This window comes from Polaromonas aquatica, assembly GCF_042659145.1.
Lineage (GTDB): Bacteria > Pseudomonadota > Gammaproteobacteria > Burkholderiales > Burkholderiaceae_C > Polaromonas > Polaromonas aquatica.
This window is the reverse complement of record NZ_JBHSRS010000069.1, coordinates 1-22,448: the sequence shown is the minus strand read 5'-3', so window position 1 is coordinate 22,448 and position 22,448 is coordinate 1. Positions and strand designations below refer to the sequence as shown.

Genomic DNA, 22,448 nt, shown 5'->3' with positions numbered 1-22,448 from the left:
GTGTAGCTGACTCTCTTCATGACTTTTTCTCCTTTTCAATTTCGACCTTATCAGGTGTCTATTGAAACGGGTCAAGTCCAGTGGTTGATCTGGATCAATACATCTCAAAGGCTTCGCCCTACCATTGATCGAACTAGACACCCGCGACATATGAAGCTATTCTCAAGCAAACGTAACCAGCGCAACACCGCATTCGTGGTTTTGATGCTATGGACGTTTGCGATGGCTTCCAGTGCTGCCAATGCCTGTCTGCTGGAGGCACACGACACGCACGTGCATGTACACATGGTGGATGCCGCTAAAGCCGCTCCCGCGCTTAACTCACATCATGAGCATGAGCATGCACCAATAGACGGCGACCACGCCGCCGCAGATGGTTCCAAGGTTCCCTGCCAGAAATTCTGCAGCGAAGAGTCGGAAATCATAACGAAGCAGCACTTCGGCCTGGACCAGCCGGATCCAGGTCAGGTGCCACTGGTCGTAGTGCTTTGGGTCGTACCCGAACTGTCAGGCCAAACGCCCGTTCGCATGGACTCCATGCGGCCTTTGCCACTTCCTTTGCCCTTGCGGGTCCGCTACTCTCGCATGGCGCTTTAGCCGCTTCTGACGCCCGATCAAGGGCTCGCGGCTTTCGGTCTCCGCCAATTTCTCTGACCCACCGATTTCCGTTCGTCAAGTAAACGGGCTCCTTACACGCGTGCCTGTTATCGGTGATCCGCGTCGGAACCGGCATTCACTTCTTTCATTTACCCAGGATTCCAATATGAAACTCGTTCATTCAATCTCACTTGCACTTGCTATTACCAGTTGCGGTTCGCTCGCATGGTCCGCTCAGCCTTTCCAACAAGACGCGCATCACCCTGCCGCGTCTTCCTCAACGTCCAAAGTCATGCCCGGGAAGGCCTCTTCCGACATGTCTGCCATGAATACCCAGATGAAAGCCATGGGAGAGGTGCACGACAAGATGATGGCCGCTAAAACGCCAGAAGAGCGCGATGCCTTGATGGCTCAACACATGAAGATCATGCAAGACAGCATGGCCATGATGAAAGGAATGTCTGCAGGAGCCATGGGTGACATGAAGGGCACGCAAAAGAGCGAGATGGCTACGCACAATCAGGTGATGGAAAAACGCATGGACATGATGCAATCCATGATGCAGATGATGATGGATCGTATGCCGGTTCCAGCGGGGAGGTGATCATGACCCCCATTCGAACCGGCATCGCTTTTGCAATCACTGTCGCTGCTTTCTACGCGATATGCGCTCTGGCCTGGGTTCTCGCGCCTGGCCCATTTTTGGGTTTCATGAACAACCTGTTTCATGGCATGGATTTCAGTGGCATGGTTCAGCCGCGGCCATTTGCTTGGGCAGGGTTTCTGATGGCGCTGATCATCCTTAGCTTTTGGGCACTGCTTGCCGGATCGTTCTTTAGCTGGCTTCTCAGTCGCCTGACACGATGATTTCCTTCAACCTTTAGAGGAATATATGCATCACAGTTCGTCCCTTCGTGACCCAGAACCCGTGAGCTTTTGGCGGACTCGCTATGCCCTCGGGTTTCTCGTCTTGGGTGCCATCGCCGCATACTTTCTCCTGAGCGAACATCGCGCCCACTTCATTGGTGCGCTGCCGCTTTTGCTGCTGCTGTCGTGTCCGCTGATGCACGTTTTCATGCATCATGGTCATGGCGAACACGGTGATGGTCACGATCACCATCACGAGAGTGACTCAACCTCGACCGCCTCTGCAACACCTCAGCCACCTAAGACTGGAGAGCAGCCATGACTCACGATGTCCCGGCCTATGGATTGTGGATGCTCGTCATCCTCAATTCGGCAATTTTCCTGATGTTCGCCTTCAGCTTCTTCAAGCCGCAGACCGCACGCGACTGGCGCACTTTTGGCGCATTTTCTGCCTTCATCATTGCGCTTTTCGTCGAGATGTATGGCTTTCCGCTAAGCATTTACCTGCTGTCTGGCTGGCTACAAACAAAATACCCCGGTCTCGACTTGTTGTCGCACAACTCTGGTCACCTGTGGTCTACGCTGCTGGGTGAGAAGGGCGACCCTCACTTTGGGCCACTGCACATTGCGAGCTATGTCTTTCTTGGCTTCGGTTTCTATTTGCTTTCGAGCGCCTGGAATGTCCTCTACCATGCGCAACGCCACAGTGCCTTGGCCATATCGGGTCCTTACGCGCGTATCCGCCACCCGCAGTACGTAGCCTTCGTACTCGTTCTGCTGGGCTTTCTATTGCAGTGGCCGACGCTGTTGACGCTAGCGATGTTCCCGATCCTGCTGATCATGTACGGGCGACTAGCAGTGACCGAAGAAGCGGAAATGTGCAAGAAATTCGGTGCTGAGTTTGATGCCTATGCGGTACGTACACCGCGCTTTTTCCCGAAGCTGGGTGCGTCTAGCCAGCCAGAGCACCCCATGTAATGAACTTTCTGACCACGTCAAAACCAATACCCATGCATTGGAGACCACAACGTGCCGTTGATTGACTCCGGATTCAGATACACGTGGCTGCTGTGGGCCGCGGCCTTCCTCGTACTGTGGGCGATTGTGTTTTATGCACGATCCTCACTGCGCCGTCGCATGCTGTGGGCCAGCATCTTGACCGCTCCTTTCGGTTTGACCGAGCCCCTTTTCGTGCCCGCATATTGGAACCCGCCCAGCCTATTCGATCTGGCCCAGCGCACGGGCTTTGATATCGAGAGCCTCATTTTCTGTTTTGCCATCGGTGGCCTGGGCGTCGTTGGCTATAGCGCGCTGGCACCGGTTCCGCTTCGACGCATGGATCACCACGCTCGCTCGTTACCACAGCATCGTTGGCATTTGCTCGCGTTGGCAAGCCCATTTTTTGCGTTTGTGGCGCTCTATTTTCTTGATTGGAATCCCATTTACCCGGGGATTTTTGCACTGGCTGTTGGTGCTGTGGTGGCCCTGTTGTGCCGGCCGGATCTTTGGCGCAACACGCTGTATGGCGGCGGCGTGTTTCTGGCTCTGTACGCCGTCTTTCTACTGGGACTTAAGTGGCTTTGGCCGGGGTACATCGAAGCGGTGTGGAATGTCAAAGCCTTGATGGATTGGCGGCCAGCCGGCTTGCCCGCCGAAGAGTTGTTGTTCGGTGCCGCCTTCGGTATGTACTGGAGTAGCGTTGTCGAGCATCTGTCGTGGCGGCAGCGCGATGTCGCTATGGTGCGTGCAGTCACGGGCAGTGGGAGATTGGTTCAATGAAAACCTTCCAAACTGTCCCGATAACTGAAGTCATCGAGCATGCGGCAGTGAACACCGCCCCCGTGGATCCGTCACGTCGCGTATGGATCACTGCAACATCAGTTTTGGGTGGCACCGGTCTCGTCGCCACCGCCGTACCTTTCGTGACTTCACTGGCACCGAGCGAAAAGGCGCGCGCATTAGGCGCTTCAGTTGAGGTTGATCTGCAGGGCATCCTGCCTGGCGAACTCAAGATCGTCGAATGGCGTGGCAAGCCGGTGTTCGTACTCAAGCGTTCACAGGCCATGCTCGATGCACTGGCGCGGCATGACGACCTGCTTGCCGATCCCACATCCCGACGTTCAATTCAGCCCGAGCCTGCCCAAAACGCTTTGCGTTCCCTGGTCCCGAACTTGGTTGTACTCGAAGCCGTGTGCACCCACCTAGGGTGCATCCCCAGTTTCCGTCCGGTAGCCGGCGCAGCCGACCTTGGCGAATCATGGCCCGGTGGCTTCTACTGCCCCTGCCACGGTTCCAAGTTCGACTTTGCTGGCCGCGTTTTTAAAAGCGTGCCAGCACCGACCAATCTCACGGTTCCGCCCTACGAAATTATTTCTGATTCGAAGCTGCTTATCGGCGTCGATACGAAAACCTGATCCTTCAACCCACAGGAGAACTCACCATGCAAACGCTTAACTTCGATATCAACGGTATGACCTGCGGAGGCTGCACCGGCAGTGTCCAGCGTGCGCTCAGCAAACTAGATGGTGTCAGCCATGCCGAGGTAACGCTGCACCCGGGCACGGCGACCGTGGTGGTTGATCCCACTCGCGCGTCGCCCGCCCAGGTTCAGGCGGCAATCACCCACCTTGGCTATTCCGCCAAGGCACGGCCAACAGCGCAGAACGAGCAGGCACCATCATGAGCAAGAAAAATCACAAACACAGTGACGGCGAAGCAGTCACCACTGCTACCAAAGCATCGGGGGCGTCCACGTCAGGGACGGGCTCTGCTGTAGCGCCCATCTCGCGAGAGGACTATCACGCCCAGCTCCATGTACTTCAAGTCGAGCTGGTAAAGCTGCAGCGCCACTTCATTGGATGCGGCGACAGGATTTTGGTGCTCCTTGAGGGTCGTGATGCTGCAGGCAAGGACGGCGGTATCAAGCGAATCGTTGAATACTTGAGCCCTCGGGAAACGCGGGTAGTGGCACTTGGAAAACCGTCTGACCGGGAGCGCAAGGCCTGGTACTTTCAACGCTACGTCGCCCAACTCCCGGTTGCTGAAGAGTTCGTCCTTTTCAATCGCAGCTGGTACAACCGCGCTGGCGTGGAGCACGTGATGGGCTTTTGCTCCAAGGAAGAGCATGAAGAGTTTATGCAGTCGGTACCAAAGTTCGAGGAGATGCTTGTTAATTCTGGTGTCAAGTTACTCAAATACTACCTGGACATTGGCAAGGCTGAACAAACGAAGCGTCTTGCTGAACGCCAGCGCGATCCACTCAAACAATGGAAAAGCAGTCCGATTGATGCGGTTGCCGTAAAACACTGGAAGGCATATTCTGATGCGAGAGACGGCATGCTGCAGCGCACGCACACCGCCATTGCGCCTTGGTATGTTATCCGCACCGACAACAAACGTCTTGCACGTTTGAACCTGATACGGGACATGTTGTCGCGGCTGCATTACGAAGGCAAAAAAAGCAAACTCGTGCAGCCCGACCCGGATATAGCGTTCGAGTTCACCCCCGACTGCATATTTGCCAAACGGCTGGCGCGCTGACCCACCCACGGTTTAAAAGAAGCCATGACAACAGGTAGTTCCAACGTGCGAGAGTCGGTGGCCATTCCAGCAATCGACGCCGAACTGCAGAAATTGCAGCAGGAGACGTTTGGCTACTTCCTGCACGAAACGAATCCGGTCAATGGCCTGGTGATCGACAAGACAGCACCGAATTGGCCTGCCAGCATCGCTGCCACCGGCTTGGCGCTCGCGTGCTATCCGGTGAGTGTGGAACGCGGCTTCATGACCCGGGCCGCAGCCGTGGAACGGACACTGACGACGCTGCGGTTTTTCTGGAATAGCTCGCAAGGCCCTGGGCCGGACGCCACTGGCTACCAAGGCTTCTATTACCACTTCCTCGATATGCAGACGGGCCGGCGTGCTTGGCAATGCGAGCTGTCAACCGTGGACAGTACGTTCCTGTTGGCAGGTGCGCTGACGGCCGCCCAGTATTTTGACGCCGACAACTCTGATGAGAGCGAGATCCGCACGCTGGGTGACGCGCTATATCGTCGCGCCAATTGGTCGTGGGCGCAGGATGGGGGTACCACTGTCACCCATGGCTGGAAGCCTGAGAGCGGGTTCCTTCCTTATCGATGGGAAGGCTATGACGAGGCACTGCTGCTCTATTTGCTGGGACTAGGTTCACCAACGCATCCATTGCCCGCACAGAGCTACCAGGGATGGGCTGCGACCTACCATTGGACGCAAGGTGACGACAAGCGTAGCGGGCAAGGCTATCTATACGCAGGCTCCCTGTTTACGCATCAGCTTTCGCATGTCTGGATCGACTTTCGCGGCATCCAGGATGCATTCATGCGCGGCAAGGGAATCGACTACTTTGAGAACAGTCGCCGCGCCACTTACGCGCAGCAGCAATACGCGATCCGTAACCCTCACAAGTTCGAGGGCTATGGTGACCACTGTTGGGGCATCACAGCGAGTGAAGGCCCCGGCCCCAGCACGCTGAAGGCGGGCGGGATCGAACGCCAGTTCTTCGGTTATCTGGCTCGTGGCGTGCCCTGCGGGCCAGATGACGGCACGCTGGCGCCGTGGGCGGTCGTCGCGTCCCTTCCTTTCGCGCCCGAGATCGTGTTGCCGACTTTGGAACACTGCATCCATCAGGCCAAGCTGACTCAATTTAATTCATACGGTTTCAAGGCAGCGTTCAACCCGTCGCATCCAGGCGAGCCTGGTAACCCTTACGGCTGGTGGGTATCCCCTTGGCATTTCGGGCTTAACCAGGGTCCGATCATTTTGATGATCGAGAACTATCGGTCGGGCTTGTTGTGGCAGTTGATGCGAAGTTGCCCGTACGTCGTTAGCGGTTTACAGCGAGCTGGTTTTACAGGCGGGTGGCTTCAGTCTTAAAGCGATCTGTGAGTTGGCAATTGACCCAGCCATTTTTAATGGGTTTCAACATCTGATCAGGAGAATGACATGACGACAACGAATGTTTTACAGCCGAGCTTTCTCGACCTACCGCCAGCGGTGAGAAGGGCTCAAACGGCCATGCAACGTCCTGAAGTGCAGGCGATGTTACGCAGACTTTCTGAATTCGATCTCGGTATCTTCATGCCGCATCGACACGACGAGCAAACCGGTGATTTCCAACCTTTGCCAGACGAAGTCTTGCAAGTGGAGTCAGGCTGCAAGGTGTCGTTTCGCAATAGGGACGAGATTGCACACCAGACAGATCGGTTTCTGCCGGTGGCTTGGCGTTGGCGTGATGGTGCGTTGGCGACCGCGTCCGCGTGCGAAATGGTGACCGAAGAAGGTACCGGTAGCACTGGCACATTGATCAAACACAAGATGCCAAACGAGCACTGAGCCAAGGAATCATCATGAAAACAAGTGTTATTGAAGTACGTGACATGCTGTCGGTCTTGAGCGTGCAGGCCGTTGAAGAGCGAATCGGTCAGGTGCCCGGCGTGGAGAGCGTCACTGTCAATTTTTCTGCGGGCAATGCTACCGTCCGCTACGACGAAACCCGACTCGATATTTCGGACATCAAGTCGGATGTGCGGCAACGCGGGTATGAAGAAACGGCTGCTCCTTCAGAGCCCGCGAAAGTCGTAGCTCCGAAGTCAACTGCTGGCAAAACTGCTGAGCCTGCTAAACCTTTCCCTGCAGGCCCAGACGCAAAGGCAGTCACCAACGCCAACCCTCTTGACAAGCCTACACAGACTACAGCGGTGTCATCGACACCGAAGGCTGAAGTTCCAGACCAGGCGCATTCGGACGCCAGTGAAAAGATGTCCATGCCTGAAAAGGGCTAGGACGATACGCTTTATGCGCTGTTACCGACTTAAAACCCAACTCTTGGAGTCGCTATGAAAACGAGTGTGATCGAAGTGCGCGACATGTTGTCGGTACTGAGTGTGGACGGGGTCGAGAAGCGGATAGGCGAGGTGCCCGGTGTCGAGAGCGTTACCGTCAACTTTGCAGCGAAGAACGCCACAGTGCGCTATGACGAAACCCGGCTTGAGGTTGGTGACATCAAGTCGGATGTCCGCCAGCGCGGACAGGATTCCGCCCAGGAGCCATCGCCTGAACAGGAGAGCCACGAGACGCCGGCAAGTGTTATTGACCGGCAGCCATCACCGCAGGCGCAACAGAAGGGAACCTCGCAGCAGACTGCCGAGGTCCCGAAGGACAATCTGGTCGCGCCTGCGCCGGTTGTGGTCACAACGCCTGATAGCCCCCCGGTCTCGCCAGCCGACGGAGCTGAAAATTCAGCCGAACATGGTGCCATTAAGAAGGTGACGGCGTGGGTGCGGGACACCTTGACGGGTGATGACAAGGCACCGGACGAATCGGAAGCGTCGCCTTCTGGCGGTGTGGTCAAAGCGCCGGAAGCGGCAGCAGCCGTGCCTCCTGATCCATCAGCACCGCTCCACGCAGTTGATGGACACGAGGGTCACAAAGGCCACATGAAGCCGGGTAGTCAATCGGCCATGTCAGCAGACATGGCTCATGAAATGGGCCATGACGGGATGGACTTGGCAGCGATGGTACGTGACATGCGCAACCGCTTCTGGATCTGTCTGGTCTTTACCATCCCAATATTTATCTACGCGCCTATGGGTGGCATGTTCGAGCCGCCAGCGCCTCCGTTCGGGCTGGACCTGAACCTTTGGCTGTTCTTCTTCTCAAGCGCCGCTGTCCTGTATCCCAGTTGGCCGTTCTTTGTGTCCGCCTGGCGAGCGCTAAGGAAGGGAACGCTGGGCATGGCCGCGCTGATCGTGTTGAGCGTCGGCACTGGGTATCTGTTCAGCGTCGGCACGACGTTTATCTTCAAGGAAGGTGGGCAGTTCTTTGAAGCGGTTTCCGTCCTCCTGGTGTTCATTCTCCTCGGTCATTGGCTGGAAATGCGCGCCAGGGCTGGTGCGTCATCGGCCATCAAGGCGCTGATGAACCTGACGCCAGCGAGGGCCAATGTCATCCGCAACGGCACCGAAGTCGAAGTACCCACGTCTGAAGTACTGGCAGGCGAGATCGTCGTGATACGGCCCGGCAACAAAATTCCGGTGGATGGCACAGTCCAGACCGGTGAATCGCTGGTCGATGAGTCGATGCTGACGGGAGAATCGATGCCGGTTCAAAAGGGGCCCGGTGCAACGGTGGTCGGTGCGACCATCAACAAGAGCGGCAGCTTTCGCTACAAGGCGACCAAGGTCGGAGCCGACTCTGCCCTGGCGCAAATCGTCAAGCTGGTGCAGGAGGCACAGAACTCCAAGGCACCGGCTCAACTCCTGGCCGACAAGGCAGCGCAATGGCTCGTGATCGCCGCCATCGTCATCGGTCTTGCGACCTTCGCGGCTTGGTTCTTCTGGATCGGCCAGCCGCTGCTGTTTGCGGTCACCATGACCATCACGGTCTTCGTGATTGCCTGTCCCGACGCGTTGGGCCTGGCCACCCCGATGGCCGTCATGGTGAGTACGGGACTCGGTGCCGCGAACGGCATTCTGTTCAAGAACGCATCAGCGCTGGAAGATGCCACCAAGCTGGATGTCATCGTATTTGACAAGACCGGAACGCTGACTGTGGGTCAACCCGAGGTGGTGGAAATCGTCACCGCAGATAGCGTCACCGAAGATGTTGTGCTGGCTGCTGCTGCGGCTGTGGAGCAGGGCTCAGCCCATCCGCTTGCTCAGGCTATCGTACGTCGTGCGTCCAAGCTCACCATTGCCGCGCCGACCGGCTTCGAAAGCCTAGATGGCATGGGTGCCCGTGCTGAGACCGCTGAGGGAACGGTTTATCTTGGTAACCGTTTGCTTATGGACACACAGAAGCTTGCGCTCGGTAGTCTGACGGCTGCTGCAACTCGCCTTCAGGGTGATGGCCGTACGGTCGTTCACGTGGCGCTGGCCGGCCGCGTCATCGGCCTCATCGCGATAGCCGACGCGATTAGACCGACTGCCAAAGCGGCAGTGTCGAAGCTGCGTGCGCAGAAGATCCAAGTTGTGATGCTTACCGGCGACAACGCAGCAACTGCCAAGCGCATCGCCACGGACATCGGCATCGACACCGTGTTGGCAGATGTGCTACCCGCTCAGAAAGCTGCAAAGGTAAAAGAACTTCAGGCCACCGGAAAAAAGGTCGGAATGGTAGGCGATGGCGTCAATGACGCACCGGCCCTGACGCAGGCTAACGTGGGATTTGCTATCGGCGCTGGTACCGATGTCGCTATGGACAGTGCCGACGTAGTACTCATGAAGAGCGACCCATACGACATCGTCGGGGCGATTGAACTGTCGCGCGCCACATTGCGAAAAATGCACCAAAACCTTTGGTGGGCCGTTGGCTACAACACGGTCGCCTTCCCACTTGCTGCTGGCGTCTTTTACCCGTTTGTGTTGAGTCCAGAGGTGGCGGCACTGTCGATGTCTGGCAGCACGTTGGTGGTGGCCATCAACGCGCTGCTACTCAAGCGCACCAAGCTGGCCGGTATCAACAAGACATCGCATGCTGGCACGCCGGATCCTAAAACCAAGGCAACTTCTGGAGCTCCCGCATGAACAATCACCTGCCTACCGTGACCCTGGATTCACCAACCCGCCCACAATCCGCGAGTCTGGTGATCGACGCTACGCTTCATTCGATCACCAATTCAGCACAACGAGAAGTTGATCAAGTTGCTGGTTTGCTGAGAAAGCTATTTAGTAGCTTTAACGGTAACTTGGCTCTACGCCTGTGGAACGGCGACACCTTCAGATTTGGCCAGCACTACGCGAATGAATCTGAGCCACCGTTTACTTTGGTATGCCGGCATCCTGGTGTTGTTCGTTCGATGATCCTGGGGCGCGACCCCTTGCGACTTGCGGAGGCTTACTTTCGCAACGACATTGATTTTGAGGGGGATTTTTTCGCCGTGTTGGGCCTGAGACATGACCTGCAGTCAATTCGCTTGTCCTTTTTTGATCGCATGAAAGCCATGCTTGGCGCCTTGCGCTTGCGGGGTCTGGAGGACCCAAGTGCAGGCCTCGCCAGCGATCATTCGCCAGCACATGGTCGTTCTGTCAAAGACCATTCCAAATCAGAAAATCGTACCGCGATCTCGTTTCACTACGACGTATCGAACGAGTTCTATCGCTTGTGGCTCGACAAGGAGCGCGTTTATTCCTGCGCGTATTTCACGAGCCCGGACGAATCCTTGGATGAGGCGCAACGTAACAAACTAGAGCACATCTGCCGCAAGCTGCGGTTGCGACCCGGCGAGCGGCTGCTTGACATCGGTTGCGGCTGGGGTGCGTTGATTTGCTGGGCAGCGCGGCACCACGGCGTACACGCGCACGGCATCACGCTGAGTCGTCAACAATTTGACTATGCACAGCAGCGTATCCAGGCCGAAGGGCTGCAAGACCTGGTGACGGTAGAACTGCGTGACTACCGCGATCTGGCGGGTCAGGGTACCTTTGACAAGGTATCGAGCATCGGTATGTTTGAGCATGTCGGTTTGGCCAACCTGCCTACCTACCTGGCAACCGTGGTGCGCGTGCTGCGTCCTGGCGGGCTGTTTTTAAATCATGGCATCACTCACGACGAGGAGGGTTGGCAGAAGTCAGTCAGTACCGAGTTCATCAACAGATACGTCTTCCCGGACGGCGAACTCGACTGCGTCAGCAACATTCAGCTCGGGATGGAGCGGGCGGGCTTTGAGATTCACGATCTCGAGGGACTGCGGCCGCACTACGCACTGACCCTGCGTCATTGGGTGAAACGGCTGGAGGCCAATCGCGAGGCTGCGCTGTGCGAAGTTGATGAGGCGACCTATCGGGTCTGGCGGCTCTACATGGCTGCTTGCGCATTGGATTTTGAATCCGGGACTACGGGGATTTATCAAATCCTCGCATCGAAGCCCAATAGCGGTGAATGGCCGTTGTCGCTGGCCAGGGGTGGCCTCTACGACTGCAATGAAACCTATGGCTTTTGCCGCAGAGGAGTGAACTGATGTGCTTCTCGGCTACGGCAAGCTTCACTGCGGGTGCGTTGCTACTCGGTTTTGGCGTGGTCACGCTGAAATCTGCGAAGCGACCCAGAGAGCGGCTTTTCGCTGCCATCCCGTTGCTGTTCGCAATCCAGCAACTGAGCGAAGGCGTGATCTGGCTGACCTTCAGCGCTGACGCGCCTCTGTTGAACACCGTGATGACGCATGTTTATTCGTTCCTCTCGCACGTGCTGTGGCCGATCTACCTGCCGGTGGCCGTGTTGATGATTGAGCCGCCCGGCGGACGCAGGCGCGCACTCACGGCGCTAGTTGTGGCCGGATCCGCTGTAGGCGTCTATCTGCTGTACGTGCTCGTGGCCTTCCCGGTGGTGTCGCGCGCCACAGGTCAGCACGTTGAGTACGACTCTCCGCACTTCTTTGCTGCGGCGGTGATGATGCTGTACCTGATTTCGACAACCGTGAGTCCGCTGCTGTCTACGCTTCGAGGGGTTCGGGTTTTCGGCGCCTTGGCGCTGCTGTCGTTCGGCGCGGCCTACTACTTCTATGCGACGTGGTTCATCTCGGTGTGGTGCTTTTTTGCGGCCTTGCTGAGCGCCGTCATCTACCTTCACTTTACATTGCCACGGGCCGGGCACCGGGGCTTGCAAAAGACTTCCTGAATGACCAACCAACCTGAAACTTTGGAGAATAGACCATGCGAAAATTATTGACAGCCTTGGCCGTAACCTTGGCGCTAACCCTCACCGGCTGCGGCTACAACACATTTCAAACCAACGACGAGCAGGTCAAGGCGAGCTGGTCCGAGGTCATCAACCAGTACCAGCGGCGTGCGGACCTGGTGCCTAACCTCGTGAACACCGTCAAGGGTGAGGCGAAGTTCGAGCAGGACACGCTGACCAAAGTGATTGAGGCACGGTCCAAAGCCACTTCAATCCAAGCCACCCCAGAACTCATCAATGATCCTGCGGCATTCCAGAAATTTCAGGCAGCGCAAGGTCAATTGACTGGCGCACTGTCCAGACTCATGGCTGTATCGGAGAACTATCCGAACCTGAGAGCGAACCAAGGCTTTCGAGACCTCTCGGCGCAACTAGAGGGCAGCGAGAACCGTATAACGGTCGCGCGCAACCGTTATATCCAGTCAGTACAAAACTACAACGTGACGGTGCGATCCTTCCCGTCCAATCTGACGGCGATGGTGATGGGATACAAAGAAAAAGCCAACTTTGCGGTCGAAAACGAAAAAGAAATCTCCAAGCCGCCAAGCGTTGGTTTCGATACGGCGCCGGCCAAGCCCGCAGCGGCAGCTTCCGGGGTGGCCAAGTGATCACGGGCACGACGACGCGTAGTACCGTGAAGGCGCTGCTTCTTGCATGCGCCATAAGCTGGTCCGCCCTCGTCATGGCGCAAGTACCGGTTCCACCTTTGAGTGGACATGTCACCGACCTGACCGGCACCCTCACTGCGGAGCAAAAAGCCACCCTGGAGCAAACGCTGACAGCGTTCGAAGCCAGGAAAGGCAGCCAACTCGCAGTGCTGATGGTCGCTTCGACAGCGCCGGAGGCCGTCGAACAATTCGCTTTGCGGGTCGCGGAGAATTGGAAGCTCGGACGCAAGAAGGTGGATGACGGCGCCATTCTGGTCGTTGCGAAAGACGACCGCGCCGTCCGAATCGAGGTGGGATACGGTCTGGAAGGAGCGCTCACAGACCTCACAAGCAAACGCATCATCAGCGAAATCGTCCTCCCGCGCTTCAAGGAACAAGATTTTTATGGGGGCATTACGGCCGGGATCGAACAGATCATCCGTGTCGTTGACGGAGAGCCCTTGCCCGCCTCCAGCAACACCCCTGCCAGGAATATCGGCGGTATTCAACAATACGCGCCCATGCTTTTCATTCTTGCCATCGCTGTGGGCAGCGTGCTGCGCGCCACGCTTGGCAAGGTTCCCGGCTCATTGGTCACAGGGGGAGTAGTCGCTGTGATTGCCTGGTTCGTCGTCGGAGCCATGTCCATGGCTCTAGGTGCGGGTGTGATCGCACTGTTGTTTACCTTGCTTGGCGGAGGCATGAGAGGGCACGGGATGGGCGGTCTGGGTGGCTATTACGGCGGAGGTGGTCAAGGTGGCGGTGGCGGATTCCGGGGGGGCGGTGGGGGCTTCGGTGGCGGCGGCGCATCGGGGAGGTGGTGATCATGAAAACTCTACGCATCTTGAAGCACTTGCTGACAACACACGGTCAGGTCACACGAGCCTTTCCCCGAAGCGCGTTGAACGCTATCGAGGCGGCGATCAAAGCCAGCGAGGCCACGCATGCTGGACAGATCCGGTTCGTGGTCGAAGGGGCACTGGATGGCATGCCCCTTTTCAGGGGACAGTCGCCCAAAAATCGAGCGATCGAACTATTCGCTCAGTTGCGCGTATGGGATACCGAGCACAACAACGGATTGCTGATCTATCTGTTGCTCGCTGATCGAGCGGTGGAGATCGTGGCTGATCGCGGCGTCCACGCCAAAGTCGGTACCGAAGCGTGGGGAAAAATTTGCCGCCAGATGGAGATGGCTTTCAAGCTGTCGAACTACGAGAACGGTGTGATCAGCGGTGTGCTGGCCGTGACACAGCACCTTGTGCAGCACTTCCCAGACAACGATCGCCTGAATGAACTGCCGGACAGACCGGTAGTTCTTTGACGCAATCAAGAATGGATTCCACCCTTTGCAGTTGACCAAATCCGCCAGGAGTTGAACACCGTGAGCGCACCCCTCCGAATCCGTCCTGTCTCAATGTGGCTACTTGTCGCCTGCGGGATCTGGCTTGTATCACTAGGTCTTTACTTTATCTTCCTGCGTCCCCCCTTGTTACCGGAAGATACGAGGTTCATGGGCAGCACTCTCGCACAAGTTCGGACTGCAATCCCTGGCCTGGAGGGCTGGCTGAAACGGGTGTTTATCGTGATGGGGGGATTTATGGCAGGCACAGGCGTACTCACCATTTTTGTGGCGCGCATCGCGATTCCCTCGCGTTTGACGGGCGCGTCATGGGCCATCGCAATGTCTGGGTTACTGACGGTTGCGCTCATGAGCTCGATCAACTTTGCACTCCACTCTGATTTTAGATGGCTGTTGCTGTTCCCGGTGCTGGCCTGGCTCGCAGGCTTCGTTCTTTACGTCGCAAAACGATAGCGACATGGCTACTGATGTTCATGGTGGCTCCGATCGAACTCCAAGGACTCCATCGCCCATTGTCAATGGTGCTATGCCACTGTTGGGCGCCATGGTCTTCATGGTGTCGCTGGGCTACGGTGCCGGCCTGCCACTGATTCGGCCTTATCTACTGCGCTACCTTGGTGCAGTGCCAGCGTCGACCGTGGCATGGCATGTAGGCATGCTGGGTAGCGTCTATCTGTTCGCGCTGTTTCTGTTCGCACCGCTCTGGGGTCGACTCTCAGATCGTCATGGGCGCGTTCTGGTGCTGCTGATTGGCTTTGCCGCGTTTCTCATCGGCAGCGTGGCCATGGCCCTCGCACCCAGCCTGAAAGTCGTCTACGGCGCAAGGGTGCTCGCAGGTGCTGGTGCCGCAGCGATCGTACCAACGGCGCAGGCCTACATTGCCGACTTCAGCACGACAGTTGATCGCAGTCGCCGCTTCGTATTGCTGGGCAGCGCGTCCTTCATCGGCTTCCTCGCAGGCCCAGCATTCGGTACGTGGCTTGCCGGGCCGGTGATGGGTGTGACCGTGGGGCAGATGGGCGGCATGCTGAACTGGCCGGCCATGGTGGTCGCCTTGGCGGGCCTGCCCCTGCTGTTACTGGCTCCTTGGTGTCTTGGTTCGAACCGCGTAGTCGCGCTTCCAATCGCCGTGCAACCTGGTGCATCCCGCAAGCGCTTTTTGCATTCATCCATGCTTCTGGCATTGTTGTCGTCGTTTGCGGTGGGTACTTTCGAAGTTGGGTTTAATCTGTTTGGCAGCCAGACACTCGGGTTGACCACTGCGGCTATGGCCGCGATGTTCATCACCTGCAGTCTCGCAATGCTGGCGGCGCAGTCTCTGTTGCTTTTTGCATCGGTGCGAAACCGCATTGACCAGCATTGGATGGCTGCAGCATTTGCCGGTTCAGCCTTTGCGCTGGCTTTTACGTCGTTGGTACCGGACGCAGGATCACTAGGGTTAATGATCGCGGTAGTTGCCACCGCTGCGGGGTTGATTGGCCCAGTACTGTCATATGAACTGCTGGAGCGCCAGTCGGCTGCACCTGGAACATTGCTTGGTCAGCAAGCTGCTGCAGGCAATCTCGGACAGGCGCTTGGATCCATGGGCGCTGGCTCATTGTTCACGTTGGCACCGATGGCACCATTCTGGACCGCCGCGCTGGTACTGTTGGTTGGCGCTGCTCTGTCGCTGGTTTGGTGGGGGCCGGCCCGGGTGGGCGAGATCGCTGCTAGAAAACTGCCAAACACCGATACTGATGCAAAGAGACCGACGGTGTCTCAATGAATAAGACACTCACTTATGAATAATCAATCTTCGTCGCAACTACATTGCGCTTCAAGTGGGGCGCTTGAATTGCTGAATCAGGAGTGCTTTTGTATCAGCCTGGATAGAGCTGCCCTGACCGCCTCGCTCAACCGGGAACTTGGTACGCCCGAGCTGTCGGCGATGGTTCAAGAACGTTGCCCTTATCTGTTCGCCTCTCAGCCCGTGTTCGTAGCGGCGCAGCAAATACAACGCATGGCTGATGTCGTGCGAGCTGTTGAGTCGGTGGTAGCCATGCCGGCATACAGGGAACTTGTATTGGCGCAAGCGCCGACGGTCGCCCAATTGGCACCCACCGGCCCGCTTGGCGCATTTTTTGGATATGACTTTCATCTCACGGACGGGCGTCTTGGGCTCATTGAGATCAACACCAACGCAGGCGGTGCGATGCTGAACGCCGTGATGGCGCGGGCGCACAGGGCTTGCTGTGCTGATCTAGGTGCCATGGCGCCTACGCTTGCCCAGATCGAAGACTTTGAAAAAGCTATGGTGGACATGTTTCGTCACGAGTGGCAGCTTGCCGGACGTATCACTCCCCTAAAGACCATTGCCATCGTCGATTCATCGCCTCAGGATCAATATTTGTACCCTGAGTTTTTGCTTTTTCAACAGTTGTTTGAACGGTATGGCATACGCGCAATCATTGCTGATCCGTCGGAGCTCGAATGGCGTGACGGAGCCCTGCGTCATGGGAGTCTGGTTGTGGACCTGGTATACAACCGGCTGACGGACTTTTACCTTGCGCAGCCTGACAGTGCTGCCTTACGCGAGGCCTATCTTCATGAAGGTGTTGTCCTGACGCCGCATCCTCAGGCCCATGCGCTGTACGCCGACAAGAGGCGTCTGGCGCTTTTAAGTGATGCGGTGCAGTTAGAGTCCCTCGGCGTGCCACGCGACATCCAGAAGGTCTTGTTGGAACACGTTCCCCACACGGAGATAGTTCAATCTGCGGATGAGCGGCGTTTATGGGGGGCGCGCCGAAGTCTTTTCTTCAAACCAGTTGCTGGATTTGGCGGTCGAGCTGCGTATCGGGGCGACAAGCTCACCAAAGGGGTTTGGCAGGATATTTTGGCTGGCGATTATGTTGCACAGGCGATTGTTAAACCAGGCGAAAGATCAACTGGAGAGGTCAGCCTACCCGTGCCCATGAAGTTTGACCTGCGTGCCTATGCATACAACGCCAAGGTTCAGTGGCTGAGTGCTCGTGTGTACCAAGGGCAAACCACTAACTTTCGGACTTCTGGTGGTGGGTTTGCGCCTGTTTACACAACTCCCGACTCGCCAGCGCCAAACAATTCGGGTGTGTAGTACCGGTAGCCGCTGCGCAGGCCAGCCGGTTATTTGCTCATTTTGTCAGCTGGGTGACCGTGCTTGGCCAGAAATCGGTCGAACTGCGCGATTTCTTTTTTCTGGGTGGCAATGATGTTTTGAGCCATCTTGCGCATTTGCGGTTCTTTACCGTTCTTGAGTTCGGCTTGAGCCATGTCAATGGCTCCCTGATGGTGGATTCGCATCATCATCGCAAAGTCAACATCTGCGTTACCTGTCATGGTCATCGACGACATTTTGTCGTTGTTGTCTTTCATCATCGTCTTCATGTCCATGCCGCCCGCCATGGGCATACTTGCAGCCATCGGAGTTTGGGCATCAGCCAATGGCATGAACATGGCAGAAGCCACCGCTATAGCGGAAAAGAATACGGCTTTGCCGTTATGAATGGAAATCATCTGATATCTCCTAGTAGACATTGAAGTGCCTTATGGACGCCGGCAGGGTACGACGACCACAGCTTACAAGGTGCTAACGATGGCAATTTACCCTGTACTTTCGATCTTATGGATTTAAATTATTTCTGTTGTCGTGCAAATCGCGTCAGCGTGTAAGGCATCATCGCGAGAATTTTATAGTTGAGGAGTGTTGGCGCGGAGTTCTGACCTTATGCGATACGAGCACGCTTTAAAACGCTTGCACCAAGTATAAAAACCAGTCCCATCGCAAAACCGGCACCTGGTAGGGCTACGTCAACTGGACCGGGCGTGTAAATTGCCCACCAACCGCCTACCCAAATCAGCAATCCGCTGGCCAGCCAGATATCTTCAACAAATAATCCGAAGATTTCAGACGCCGCGTTGGACAGGACACTTCGACCAGGTTTTGCCGCGCCGGGTACCACCTTGAAAACGGCCTTACCCTTGTGTGGGCGAGCAATAACCACAAACACAGAGGCACCGCCTGAAAATGCGGCTAGAAGCGCGAGGAGGATCAAATCCTGACCGGGCCAGTGCAGACCGACCCCTTCTCCAGTCCAGTAGGTTCCAAAAGAAGTCAGCAGCACCCCGACGCAAAATTTAAGGGTGTTTTCGGGGACGGTTGAAAGTGGTCGATGCAAAACGCCGCCCAATGCCACGACCAGCAGAAGTGCCAGACCGGCACCAGCCATGGCAGGCACCAAAAGTGAGCCGTTAGCGCCAAGGGCGATCACGATAAAAACGACTTCCAGGCCTTCGAGCACAACGGCCTTGAAAGTGGTGATGAATGCCACTTTGTCCAGCTTGTCTTTGCTCCCGCCAAACTTGCGTAATGCCAGAGTTTGCTCGGCGAAAATTTTGCTTTCATCGTGCAGTGCAAGTATTCCTGCAGCTCGCAAGATCGCTTTGCGGAGCCAGCGCAATCCAAACATCAAAAGAAGAACTCCCACGACGAACTGCAGAACAGGTAGTGGGATGACTGACAGGGATGGCCCCGCGATCGCAATCAAGGCAACGAGAAAAAACAGGCCCGCCACGGTACCCATCAACGCCGAGCGCCAGCCTCTAACCACCCCGACGGCCAGCACGATCGTCAACGCTTCCACAAACTCGACCATTGACGCCATAAAGGAGGCCAGAACCGAAGGACCTGCCGATACAAGATTAATCATGAGTTTTTATTCGTGGTTGTGAAATGGGCGGGAGCCATCCCGAAAGTCATGCTGGAGACTTTGTTCTTTTAGCAGCGCTGGCAATAACAGTCACTTTGAGTCCGGAGGCAGCGACCGTATCGGCGAATTCCAATGACAGTTCCCATCCCATGCGGATGACAATAGCCTGCACAATGGAAAGTCCAAGGCCAGAACCCGTCTCGCCGTTTCCGATGACGCGATAGAACGGATCAAGAACCCGCTGCTGCTCATTTAAGGGTATTCCAGGCCCTGTGTCTGTGACCTCCATTCGGATCCGGTTTTCGGTTGTGTCGAGTGCCAAGTCCACCCTTCCACCTTGCGGGGTGTAACGAACTGCGTTGTCGACAAGGTTACGGATCAAAGTCAGGAGTTCGATTTCGCTGCACAGGACTCTGGCGTCACCAGCCGCCGATATTCCGATATCAATATTTTTCACCTCAGCAAGTGGAATAGCGTCTTCGAGGACTTGCCTGTAGACACCCAGAATTGAGACATCCGTCTTTGACTCCACAGGGCCAGACTGGATGCGGTTGAATGCCAGTAGCTGGTCCAGCAACTTGCGATTTCGCGACAAACCTTTTTGCAGCAATTCAAGCCGGTTTCTTGCCGTGACAGACATCTCGGCATTACTCAACCGTTCTGCCTGAAGGGACAGTGCTGTTAGCGGTGAACGCAGTTCATGCGCTGCGTCGGCCACAAACCGGCGCTGCGCATCTATCGACTGTGATACGCGCGCCAGCAGGCGGTTGATCGCATGCACAAATGGTCGAATCTCTTTGGGTAAATCATCTGACGAGAATGAATGCAAAGACTGTTCGCCCCGGCTGTCAATCTCCTTCGAAAGCACTGCTATGGGCCTGAAAATTCTTCGGACAACGTCAGCCAGAAGCAAAAGAAGGATCGGGACCAAAATAATAAAAGGCATAAGTGTGCGAAGAGCACTGTTGCGGGCGATTTCATCCCTGACGCCCGTCTCCTGCGCAACGACCAGGCGCTGGCCCGATGCCAGAGTCTTCACCAGAATGCGGAAATCTTCTTCATTGACCGTGACAGTTTGTATGCCGTCATGAAGATTCCTATCCAGTATCTGCGGCTGGACACTGCCGGTGCCTAACGCACTGACGGTTGAACCTGGAGCGGGGAGAAACTGTATCGTGACTCTGGACTCTTCATCGCTGTCGGCCAGTGCGTCTTGGCTTTCAAGTTGCGGCGTTGGTGAGCGCTGCCTGTCGAAGAGCGCAGCGACCTGCGTAAGGACATCGTCCTGCAACTCGTTGGCCTCGCTGAATGCGGCCAGAAAAGAAAAAGTGCCGGCTGCCAACGCGATCGCCAGGATGGCCACGGTGAGCCAGAAAGAGAGCTGCATCTGCAGCGACTCGTTCAAACGCCTTTTGAAACCATCCATCCGGCCCCCCTGATGTTCTTGATGACATCGCTTCCCAGCTTCTTGCGCAAACTGTGGATTAAAAACTCGACGGCATTACTTTCAACCTCTTCACCCCACCCATATATACGGGTTTCCAGATCGTGACGTGACAGAATGGCGCCCGGTCGTACAAGCAGTGCCTGCAGCAGAGCGAATTCACGATTCGAAAGCTGTACGCCGCTACGGTCGCTGGCTTTCGCCTCGTGCGTTGCCGGGTCCAGCGAGACCCGTCCATTGGACAATATAAGTGTCGCGGGACCGCCCTTGCGCCTCAGCACTGCGCGCATGCGCGCCATCAACTCGGCCATCTCAAAGGGTTTGAGAACGTAGTCGTCGGCACCACCGTCAAGTCCGCGCAGACGGTCGGCCAGGCTATCGCGAGCCGTGATCACCAGTACGGGTGTGGCATCATTTTTCTGCCGGATTGATCGCAGGACCTCAAAGCCGTCCTTGCCAGGCAATCCAAGATCAAGGAGCACAAAGTCGTAGGATTCGCCTGCCAGCGTCGTCAGTGCGGTCTGACCATTTTGTACCCAGTCGGCCGCGTAGGACGCGTCCCTCAGCGCAGCCTGTATGGCCTCGCCAATCATGGGATCGTCCTCAACAAGCAAAACCCTCATAAATTTTCCTGAATGAGTTTGGGGCCAGGGTAGGTAGGCGTCAGTGAGCGCTCTTTGCGGCCTTTTGGGGAAGCAGAACCATACAAATGACGATAAAAACCATAAGTGCCGCAGATGCCGTGTACCGGCTTAACGCCAGGCCGCCCGACGCCAAAGGCTTATCCAGAAAATCCCCCACCACCGCGCCCAGCGGCCGGGTCAGAATAAACGCTGCCCAAAACAGGATTGTGCGGGATATCGCGGTACGGTAATAGGCAAACGCCACGGCCGCCAGCAGTATGCTGAACACAACAGCGCCCCCGGTATAACCCAATCCAGCCGTGCCGGCAGTCCAGTCACCCAGTGCTGTGCCCAATGTTTGGGAAAACATAATCGTCACCCAATAGAACATTTCCGCTTTTGGGGTATTTACGGTATCCACTGAAACAGAGCCCATGGTCCGGTGCCACACGAAAAGGGAGGCCATCAAGAGCGCAAACAGCAGTGTGGTGCCTCCGGCATAGCCGATTCCCAGGGAGCGATCCGCGAAATCGGCCAGAGTGGTGCCGACGGTGGTGGTCGCAATGATCGTGGTCCAGTAGATGAAGGGATGAAATGCCTTTGCCTTGATCTGGGCGATCACAGCCACTAAAAACAGCGAGGCAAAAATGGCTGTCCCCACCAGGTAGCCCAGATTCATGGACATCGAGACCGCATCGCCGGCAGTTTCGCCCAAAGTGGTCGCCGCGATTTTGAGAATCCAGAAGATCAGGGTGACCTCGGGAACTTTGCTAAAGGTTTCAGCTGTGGTATGTCGCAGTGTCATGCTTTTGGTGCCTTTTTTCGAATCCGTTAACTGAGGGCTCGCGGGTTAGTTATGCAGGATGTACTGAGAAACTTAGCTGAAACATAGGCCGAAGACCGGAGAAGCTGGAGTATTCAAACGTTACCGGACACCTTGAGCACCCGGTAACCCTTAATGCATGACCTAAAGGTCAATCCTTTTTGTCGTGATCGTCGTCGCGATCAGCCTTGTCTTCAGTGGATGCAATGACAGTGCCCTTGTCAGCATCTACCCGCACATCGAAGACCTTGAGGCCGCTGACAACTTCAACGTCATACACCCAGCCCTGCTTGGTTTTTTCATATTCAGCGCGGACCGCCTTGCCGTTGGCATGTAACTCGGCTGCACTTACTGCCTGAATCAACGGAATTTTTGCGGGGGTTGATGGAATACCGTCGTTTTCCATCTGCGTCGCTGCGTAAGCAAAGCCACCAGCGCCGATCACACTGACCAGACCAACTGCCAAAAGAGACATTTTTCCGAATCTTGAAATCATCTGTATCTCCAAAAATACGCAAAAATTTGCGTGATTGAAGAATACGAATCGAGACTTAGCAGCGACTGAGCGACAGTGGACTTGACCCGTTTCAATAGACACCTGATAAGGTCGAAATTGAAAAGGAGAAAAAGTCATGAAGAGAGTCAGCTACACA

27 protein-coding genes are annotated in these 22,448 nt (G+C 56.2%); 21 read left to right on the top strand and 6 right to left on the bottom strand.

The genetic code is table 11. The features are described from left to right. Positions 1–150: 150 nt before the first annotated feature. The 21 genes from ACFQND_RS13055 (at position 151) to ACFQND_RS12955 (ending at position 17,293) form a co-directional block, all read left to right on the top strand. Positions 151–597: a hypothetical protein gene (locus ACFQND_RS13055; protein WP_377413789.1), complete on the top strand. Its 447-nt coding sequence runs from the start codon at positions 151–153 to the stop codon at positions 595–597. 166 nt (positions 598–763) lie between these two features. Next, positions 764–1,201: a hypothetical protein gene (locus ACFQND_RS13050; RefSeq protein WP_371436014.1), complete on the top strand. Its 438-nt coding sequence runs from the start codon at positions 764–766 to the stop codon at positions 1,199–1,201. A 2-nt stretch (positions 1,202–1,203) separates the two neighbouring features. Further along, entirely contained in the window at positions 1,204–1,464 is a 261-nt protein-coding gene (locus ACFQND_RS13045) for a DUF5676 family membrane protein (RefSeq protein WP_371436013.1), read from the top strand. A 25-nt stretch (positions 1,465–1,489) separates the two neighbouring features. After that, the gene (locus tag ACFQND_RS13040; protein ID WP_371436012.1) at positions 1,490–1,786 is read left to right on the top strand and encodes a DUF2933 domain-containing protein; all 297 of its coding nucleotides are present in this window, start codon (positions 1,490–1,492) and stop codon (positions 1,784–1,786) included. After that, positions 1,783–2,442 (top strand): methyltransferase family protein, encoded by a 660-nt coding sequence (locus ACFQND_RS13035; protein ID WP_371436011.1) that lies wholly within the window; start codon positions 1,783–1,785, stop codon positions 2,440–2,442. The genes ACFQND_RS13040 and ACFQND_RS13035 overlap by 4 nt, the downstream gene beginning before the upstream one ends. A 51-nt stretch (positions 2,443–2,493) precedes the next feature. Continuing rightward, the gene (locus tag ACFQND_RS13030) at positions 2,494–3,243 is read left to right on the top strand and encodes a lycopene cyclase domain-containing protein (RefSeq protein ID WP_371436010.1); all 750 of its coding nucleotides are present in this window, start codon (positions 2,494–2,496) and stop codon (positions 3,241–3,243) included. Beyond that, the gene (gene petA / locus ACFQND_RS13025) at positions 3,240–3,878 is read left to right on the top strand and encodes a ubiquinol-cytochrome c reductase iron-sulfur subunit (RefSeq protein WP_371436009.1); all 639 of its coding nucleotides are present in this window, start codon (positions 3,240–3,242) and stop codon (positions 3,876–3,878) included. Before ACFQND_RS13030 ends, petA begins: the two co-directional genes overlap by 4 nt. Positions 3,879–3,904: 26 nt before the next feature. Then, positions 3,905–4,147, top strand: coding sequence for a heavy-metal-associated domain-containing protein (locus tag ACFQND_RS13020; protein ID WP_371436008.1), 243 nt, complete (start codon positions 3,905–3,907; stop codon positions 4,145–4,147). Beyond that, positions 4,144–5,004, top strand: a complete 861-nt coding sequence (gene ppk2 / locus ACFQND_RS13015; protein ID WP_371436007.1) for a polyphosphate kinase 2 — start codon at positions 4,144–4,146, stop codon at positions 5,002–5,004. The genes ACFQND_RS13020 and ppk2 overlap by 4 nt, the downstream gene beginning before the upstream one ends. A 24-nt stretch (positions 5,005–5,028) precedes the next feature. After that, complete coding sequence (locus tag ACFQND_RS13010; RefSeq protein WP_371436006.1) at positions 5,029–6,375, top strand: glucoamylase family protein; 1,347 nt, start codon at positions 5,029–5,031, stop codon at positions 6,373–6,375. Positions 6,376–6,444: 69 nt separating this feature from the next. Further along, on the top strand, positions 6,445–6,834 hold the full coding sequence (locus tag ACFQND_RS13005; protein ID WP_371436005.1) for a hypothetical protein: 390 nt from the start codon (positions 6,445–6,447) through the stop codon (positions 6,832–6,834). Positions 6,835–6,848: 14 nt separating this feature from the next. Continuing rightward, a complete protein-coding gene (locus ACFQND_RS13000) occupies positions 6,849–7,283 on the top strand; it encodes a heavy-metal-associated domain-containing protein (RefSeq protein ID WP_371436004.1) in 435 nt (144 codons plus the stop codon). A gap of 54 nt (positions 7,284–7,337) precedes the next feature. Then, positions 7,338–10,025, top strand: coding sequence for a heavy metal translocating P-type ATPase (locus ACFQND_RS12995; protein ID WP_371436003.1), 2,688 nt, complete (start codon positions 7,338–7,340; stop codon positions 10,023–10,025). Positions 10,026–10,087: 62 nt separating this feature from the next. Beyond that, the gene (locus ACFQND_RS12990; protein ID WP_371436017.1) at positions 10,088–11,458 is read left to right on the top strand and encodes a class I SAM-dependent methyltransferase; all 1,371 of its coding nucleotides are present in this window, start codon (positions 10,088–10,090) and stop codon (positions 11,456–11,458) included. Then, a complete protein-coding gene (locus tag ACFQND_RS12985) occupies positions 11,458–12,114 on the top strand; it encodes a DUF6629 family protein (RefSeq protein WP_371436002.1) in 657 nt (218 codons plus the stop codon). The genes ACFQND_RS12990 and ACFQND_RS12985 overlap by 1 nt, the downstream gene beginning before the upstream one ends. 35 nt (positions 12,115–12,149) lie before the next feature. Beyond that, positions 12,150–12,782: a LemA family protein gene (locus ACFQND_RS12980; protein WP_371436001.1), complete on the top strand. Its 633-nt coding sequence runs from the start codon at positions 12,150–12,152 to the stop codon at positions 12,780–12,782. A 74-nt stretch (positions 12,783–12,856) separates the two neighbouring features. Beyond that, complete coding sequence (locus ACFQND_RS12975) at positions 12,857–13,645, top strand: TPM domain-containing protein (RefSeq protein WP_371436016.1); 789 nt, start codon at positions 12,857–12,859, stop codon at positions 13,643–13,645. A 2-nt stretch (positions 13,646–13,647) separates the two neighbouring features. Continuing rightward, on the top strand, positions 13,648–14,142 hold the full coding sequence (locus ACFQND_RS12970; RefSeq protein WP_371436000.1) for a TPM domain-containing protein: 495 nt from the start codon (positions 13,648–13,650) through the stop codon (positions 14,140–14,142). 60 nt (positions 14,143–14,202) lie between these two features. Further along, on the top strand, positions 14,203–14,634 hold the full coding sequence (locus ACFQND_RS12965; protein ID WP_371435999.1) for a hypothetical protein: 432 nt from the start codon (positions 14,203–14,205) through the stop codon (positions 14,632–14,634). A 4-nt stretch (positions 14,635–14,638) separates the two neighbouring features. Beyond that, positions 14,639–15,946 (top strand): MFS transporter, encoded by a 1,308-nt coding sequence (locus ACFQND_RS12960; RefSeq protein WP_377413780.1) that lies wholly within the window; start codon positions 14,639–14,641, stop codon positions 15,944–15,946. 15 nt (positions 15,947–15,961) lie between these two features. Beyond that, on the top strand, positions 15,962–17,293 hold the full coding sequence (locus tag ACFQND_RS12955; RefSeq protein ID WP_377413777.1) for a hypothetical protein: 1,332 nt from the start codon (positions 15,962–15,964) through the stop codon (positions 17,291–17,293). 29 nt (positions 17,294–17,322) lie between these two features. Here the strand turns inward: ACFQND_RS12955 and ACFQND_RS12950 are convergent, their stop codons facing one another. The 6 genes from ACFQND_RS12950 to ACFQND_RS12925 form a co-directional block, all read right to left on the bottom strand. Continuing rightward, complete coding sequence (locus ACFQND_RS12950) at positions 17,323–17,712, bottom strand: DUF305 domain-containing protein (protein ID WP_377413774.1); 390 nt, start codon at positions 17,710–17,712, stop codon at positions 17,323–17,325. A 209-nt stretch (positions 17,713–17,921) separates the two neighbouring features. Further along, entirely contained in the window at positions 17,922–18,905 is a 984-nt protein-coding gene (locus ACFQND_RS12945) for a COG4280 domain-containing protein (protein ID WP_377413771.1), read from the bottom strand. Positions 18,906–18,951: 46 nt separating this feature from the next. Beyond that, positions 18,952–20,331 (bottom strand): sensor histidine kinase, encoded by a 1,380-nt coding sequence (locus ACFQND_RS12940; protein ID WP_377413768.1) that lies wholly within the window; start codon positions 20,329–20,331, stop codon positions 18,952–18,954. Continuing rightward, positions 20,307–20,972 (bottom strand): response regulator transcription factor, encoded by a 666-nt coding sequence (locus tag ACFQND_RS12935; RefSeq protein ID WP_377413764.1) that lies wholly within the window; start codon positions 20,970–20,972, stop codon positions 20,307–20,309. Before ACFQND_RS12935 ends, ACFQND_RS12940 begins: the two co-directional genes overlap by 25 nt. 40 nt (positions 20,973–21,012) lie before the next feature. After that, positions 21,013–21,777 (bottom strand): COG4705 family protein, encoded by a 765-nt coding sequence (locus ACFQND_RS12930; protein ID WP_377413761.1) that lies wholly within the window; start codon positions 21,775–21,777, stop codon positions 21,013–21,015. Positions 21,778–21,946: 169 nt separating this feature from the next. Beyond that, complete coding sequence (locus tag ACFQND_RS12925; protein ID WP_449301353.1) at positions 21,947–22,291, bottom strand: PepSY domain-containing protein; 345 nt, start codon at positions 22,289–22,291, stop codon at positions 21,947–21,949. Positions 22,292–22,448: the final 157 nt, after the last annotated feature.

Excerpts from the sequence above, each read along its gene's own strand:
- ACFQND_RS13055 (WP_377413789.1), top strand. The coding sequence starts at position 151 with ATGAAGCTATTCTCAAGCAAACGTAACCAGCGCAACACCGCATTCGTG.
- ACFQND_RS13050 (WP_371436014.1), top strand. The coding sequence starts at position 764 with ATGAAACTCGTTCATTCAATCTCACTTGCACTTGCTATTACCAGTTGC.
- ACFQND_RS13045 (WP_371436013.1), top strand. The coding sequence starts at position 1,204 with ATGACCCCCATTCGAACCGGCATCGCTTTTGCAATCACTGTCGCTGCT.
- ACFQND_RS13040 (WP_371436012.1), top strand. The coding sequence starts at position 1,490 with ATGCATCACAGTTCGTCCCTTCGTGACCCAGAACCCGTGAGCTTTTGG.
- ACFQND_RS13035 (WP_371436011.1), top strand. The coding sequence starts at position 1,783 with ATGACTCACGATGTCCCGGCCTATGGATTGTGGATGCTCGTCATCCTC.
- petA (WP_371436009.1), top strand. The coding sequence starts at position 3,240 with ATGAAAACCTTCCAAACTGTCCCGATAACTGAAGTCATCGAGCATGCG.
- ACFQND_RS13020 (WP_371436008.1), top strand. The coding sequence starts at position 3,905 with ATGCAAACGCTTAACTTCGATATCAACGGTATGACCTGCGGAGGCTGC.
- ppk2 (WP_371436007.1), top strand. The coding sequence starts at position 4,144 with ATGAGCAAGAAAAATCACAAACACAGTGACGGCGAAGCAGTCACCACT.
- ACFQND_RS13010 (WP_371436006.1), top strand. The coding sequence starts at position 5,029 with ATGACAACAGGTAGTTCCAACGTGCGAGAGTCGGTGGCCATTCCAGCA.
- ACFQND_RS13005 (WP_371436005.1), top strand. The coding sequence starts at position 6,445 with ATGACGACAACGAATGTTTTACAGCCGAGCTTTCTCGACCTACCGCCA.
- ACFQND_RS13000 (WP_371436004.1), top strand. The coding sequence starts at position 6,849 with ATGAAAACAAGTGTTATTGAAGTACGTGACATGCTGTCGGTCTTGAGC.
- ACFQND_RS12995 (WP_371436003.1), top strand. The coding sequence starts at position 7,338 with ATGAAAACGAGTGTGATCGAAGTGCGCGACATGTTGTCGGTACTGAGT.
- ACFQND_RS12985 (WP_371436002.1), top strand. The coding sequence starts at position 11,458 with ATGTGCTTCTCGGCTACGGCAAGCTTCACTGCGGGTGCGTTGCTACTC.
- ACFQND_RS12980 (WP_371436001.1), top strand. The coding sequence starts at position 12,150 with ATGCGAAAATTATTGACAGCCTTGGCCGTAACCTTGGCGCTAACCCTC.
- ACFQND_RS12975 (WP_371436016.1), top strand. The coding sequence starts at position 12,857 with ATGGCGCAAGTACCGGTTCCACCTTTGAGTGGACATGTCACCGACCTG.
- ACFQND_RS12970 (WP_371436000.1), top strand. The coding sequence starts at position 13,648 with ATGAAAACTCTACGCATCTTGAAGCACTTGCTGACAACACACGGTCAG.
- ACFQND_RS12960 (WP_377413780.1), top strand. The coding sequence starts at position 14,639 with ATGGCTACTGATGTTCATGGTGGCTCCGATCGAACTCCAAGGACTCCA.
- ACFQND_RS12955 (WP_377413777.1), top strand. The coding sequence starts at position 15,962 with ATGAATAATCAATCTTCGTCGCAACTACATTGCGCTTCAAGTGGGGCG.
- ACFQND_RS12950 (WP_377413774.1), bottom strand. The coding sequence starts at position 17,712 with ATGATTTCCATTCATAACGGCAAAGCCGTATTCTTTTCCGCTATAGCG.
- ACFQND_RS12945 (WP_377413771.1), bottom strand. The coding sequence starts at position 18,905 with ATGATTAATCTTGTATCGGCAGGTCCTTCGGTTCTGGCCTCCTTTATG.
- ACFQND_RS12940 (WP_377413768.1), bottom strand. The coding sequence starts at position 20,331 with ATGGATGGTTTCAAAAGGCGTTTGAACGAGTCGCTGCAGATGCAGCTC.
- ACFQND_RS12935 (WP_377413764.1), bottom strand. The coding sequence starts at position 20,972 with ATGAGGGTTTTGCTTGTTGAGGACGATCCCATGATTGGCGAGGCCATA.
- ACFQND_RS12930 (WP_377413761.1), bottom strand. The coding sequence starts at position 21,777 with ATGACACTGCGACATACCACAGCTGAAACCTTTAGCAAAGTTCCCGAG.
- ACFQND_RS12925 (WP_449301353.1), bottom strand. The coding sequence starts at position 22,291 with ATGATTTCAAGATTCGGAAAAATGTCTCTTTTGGCAGTTGGTCTGGTC.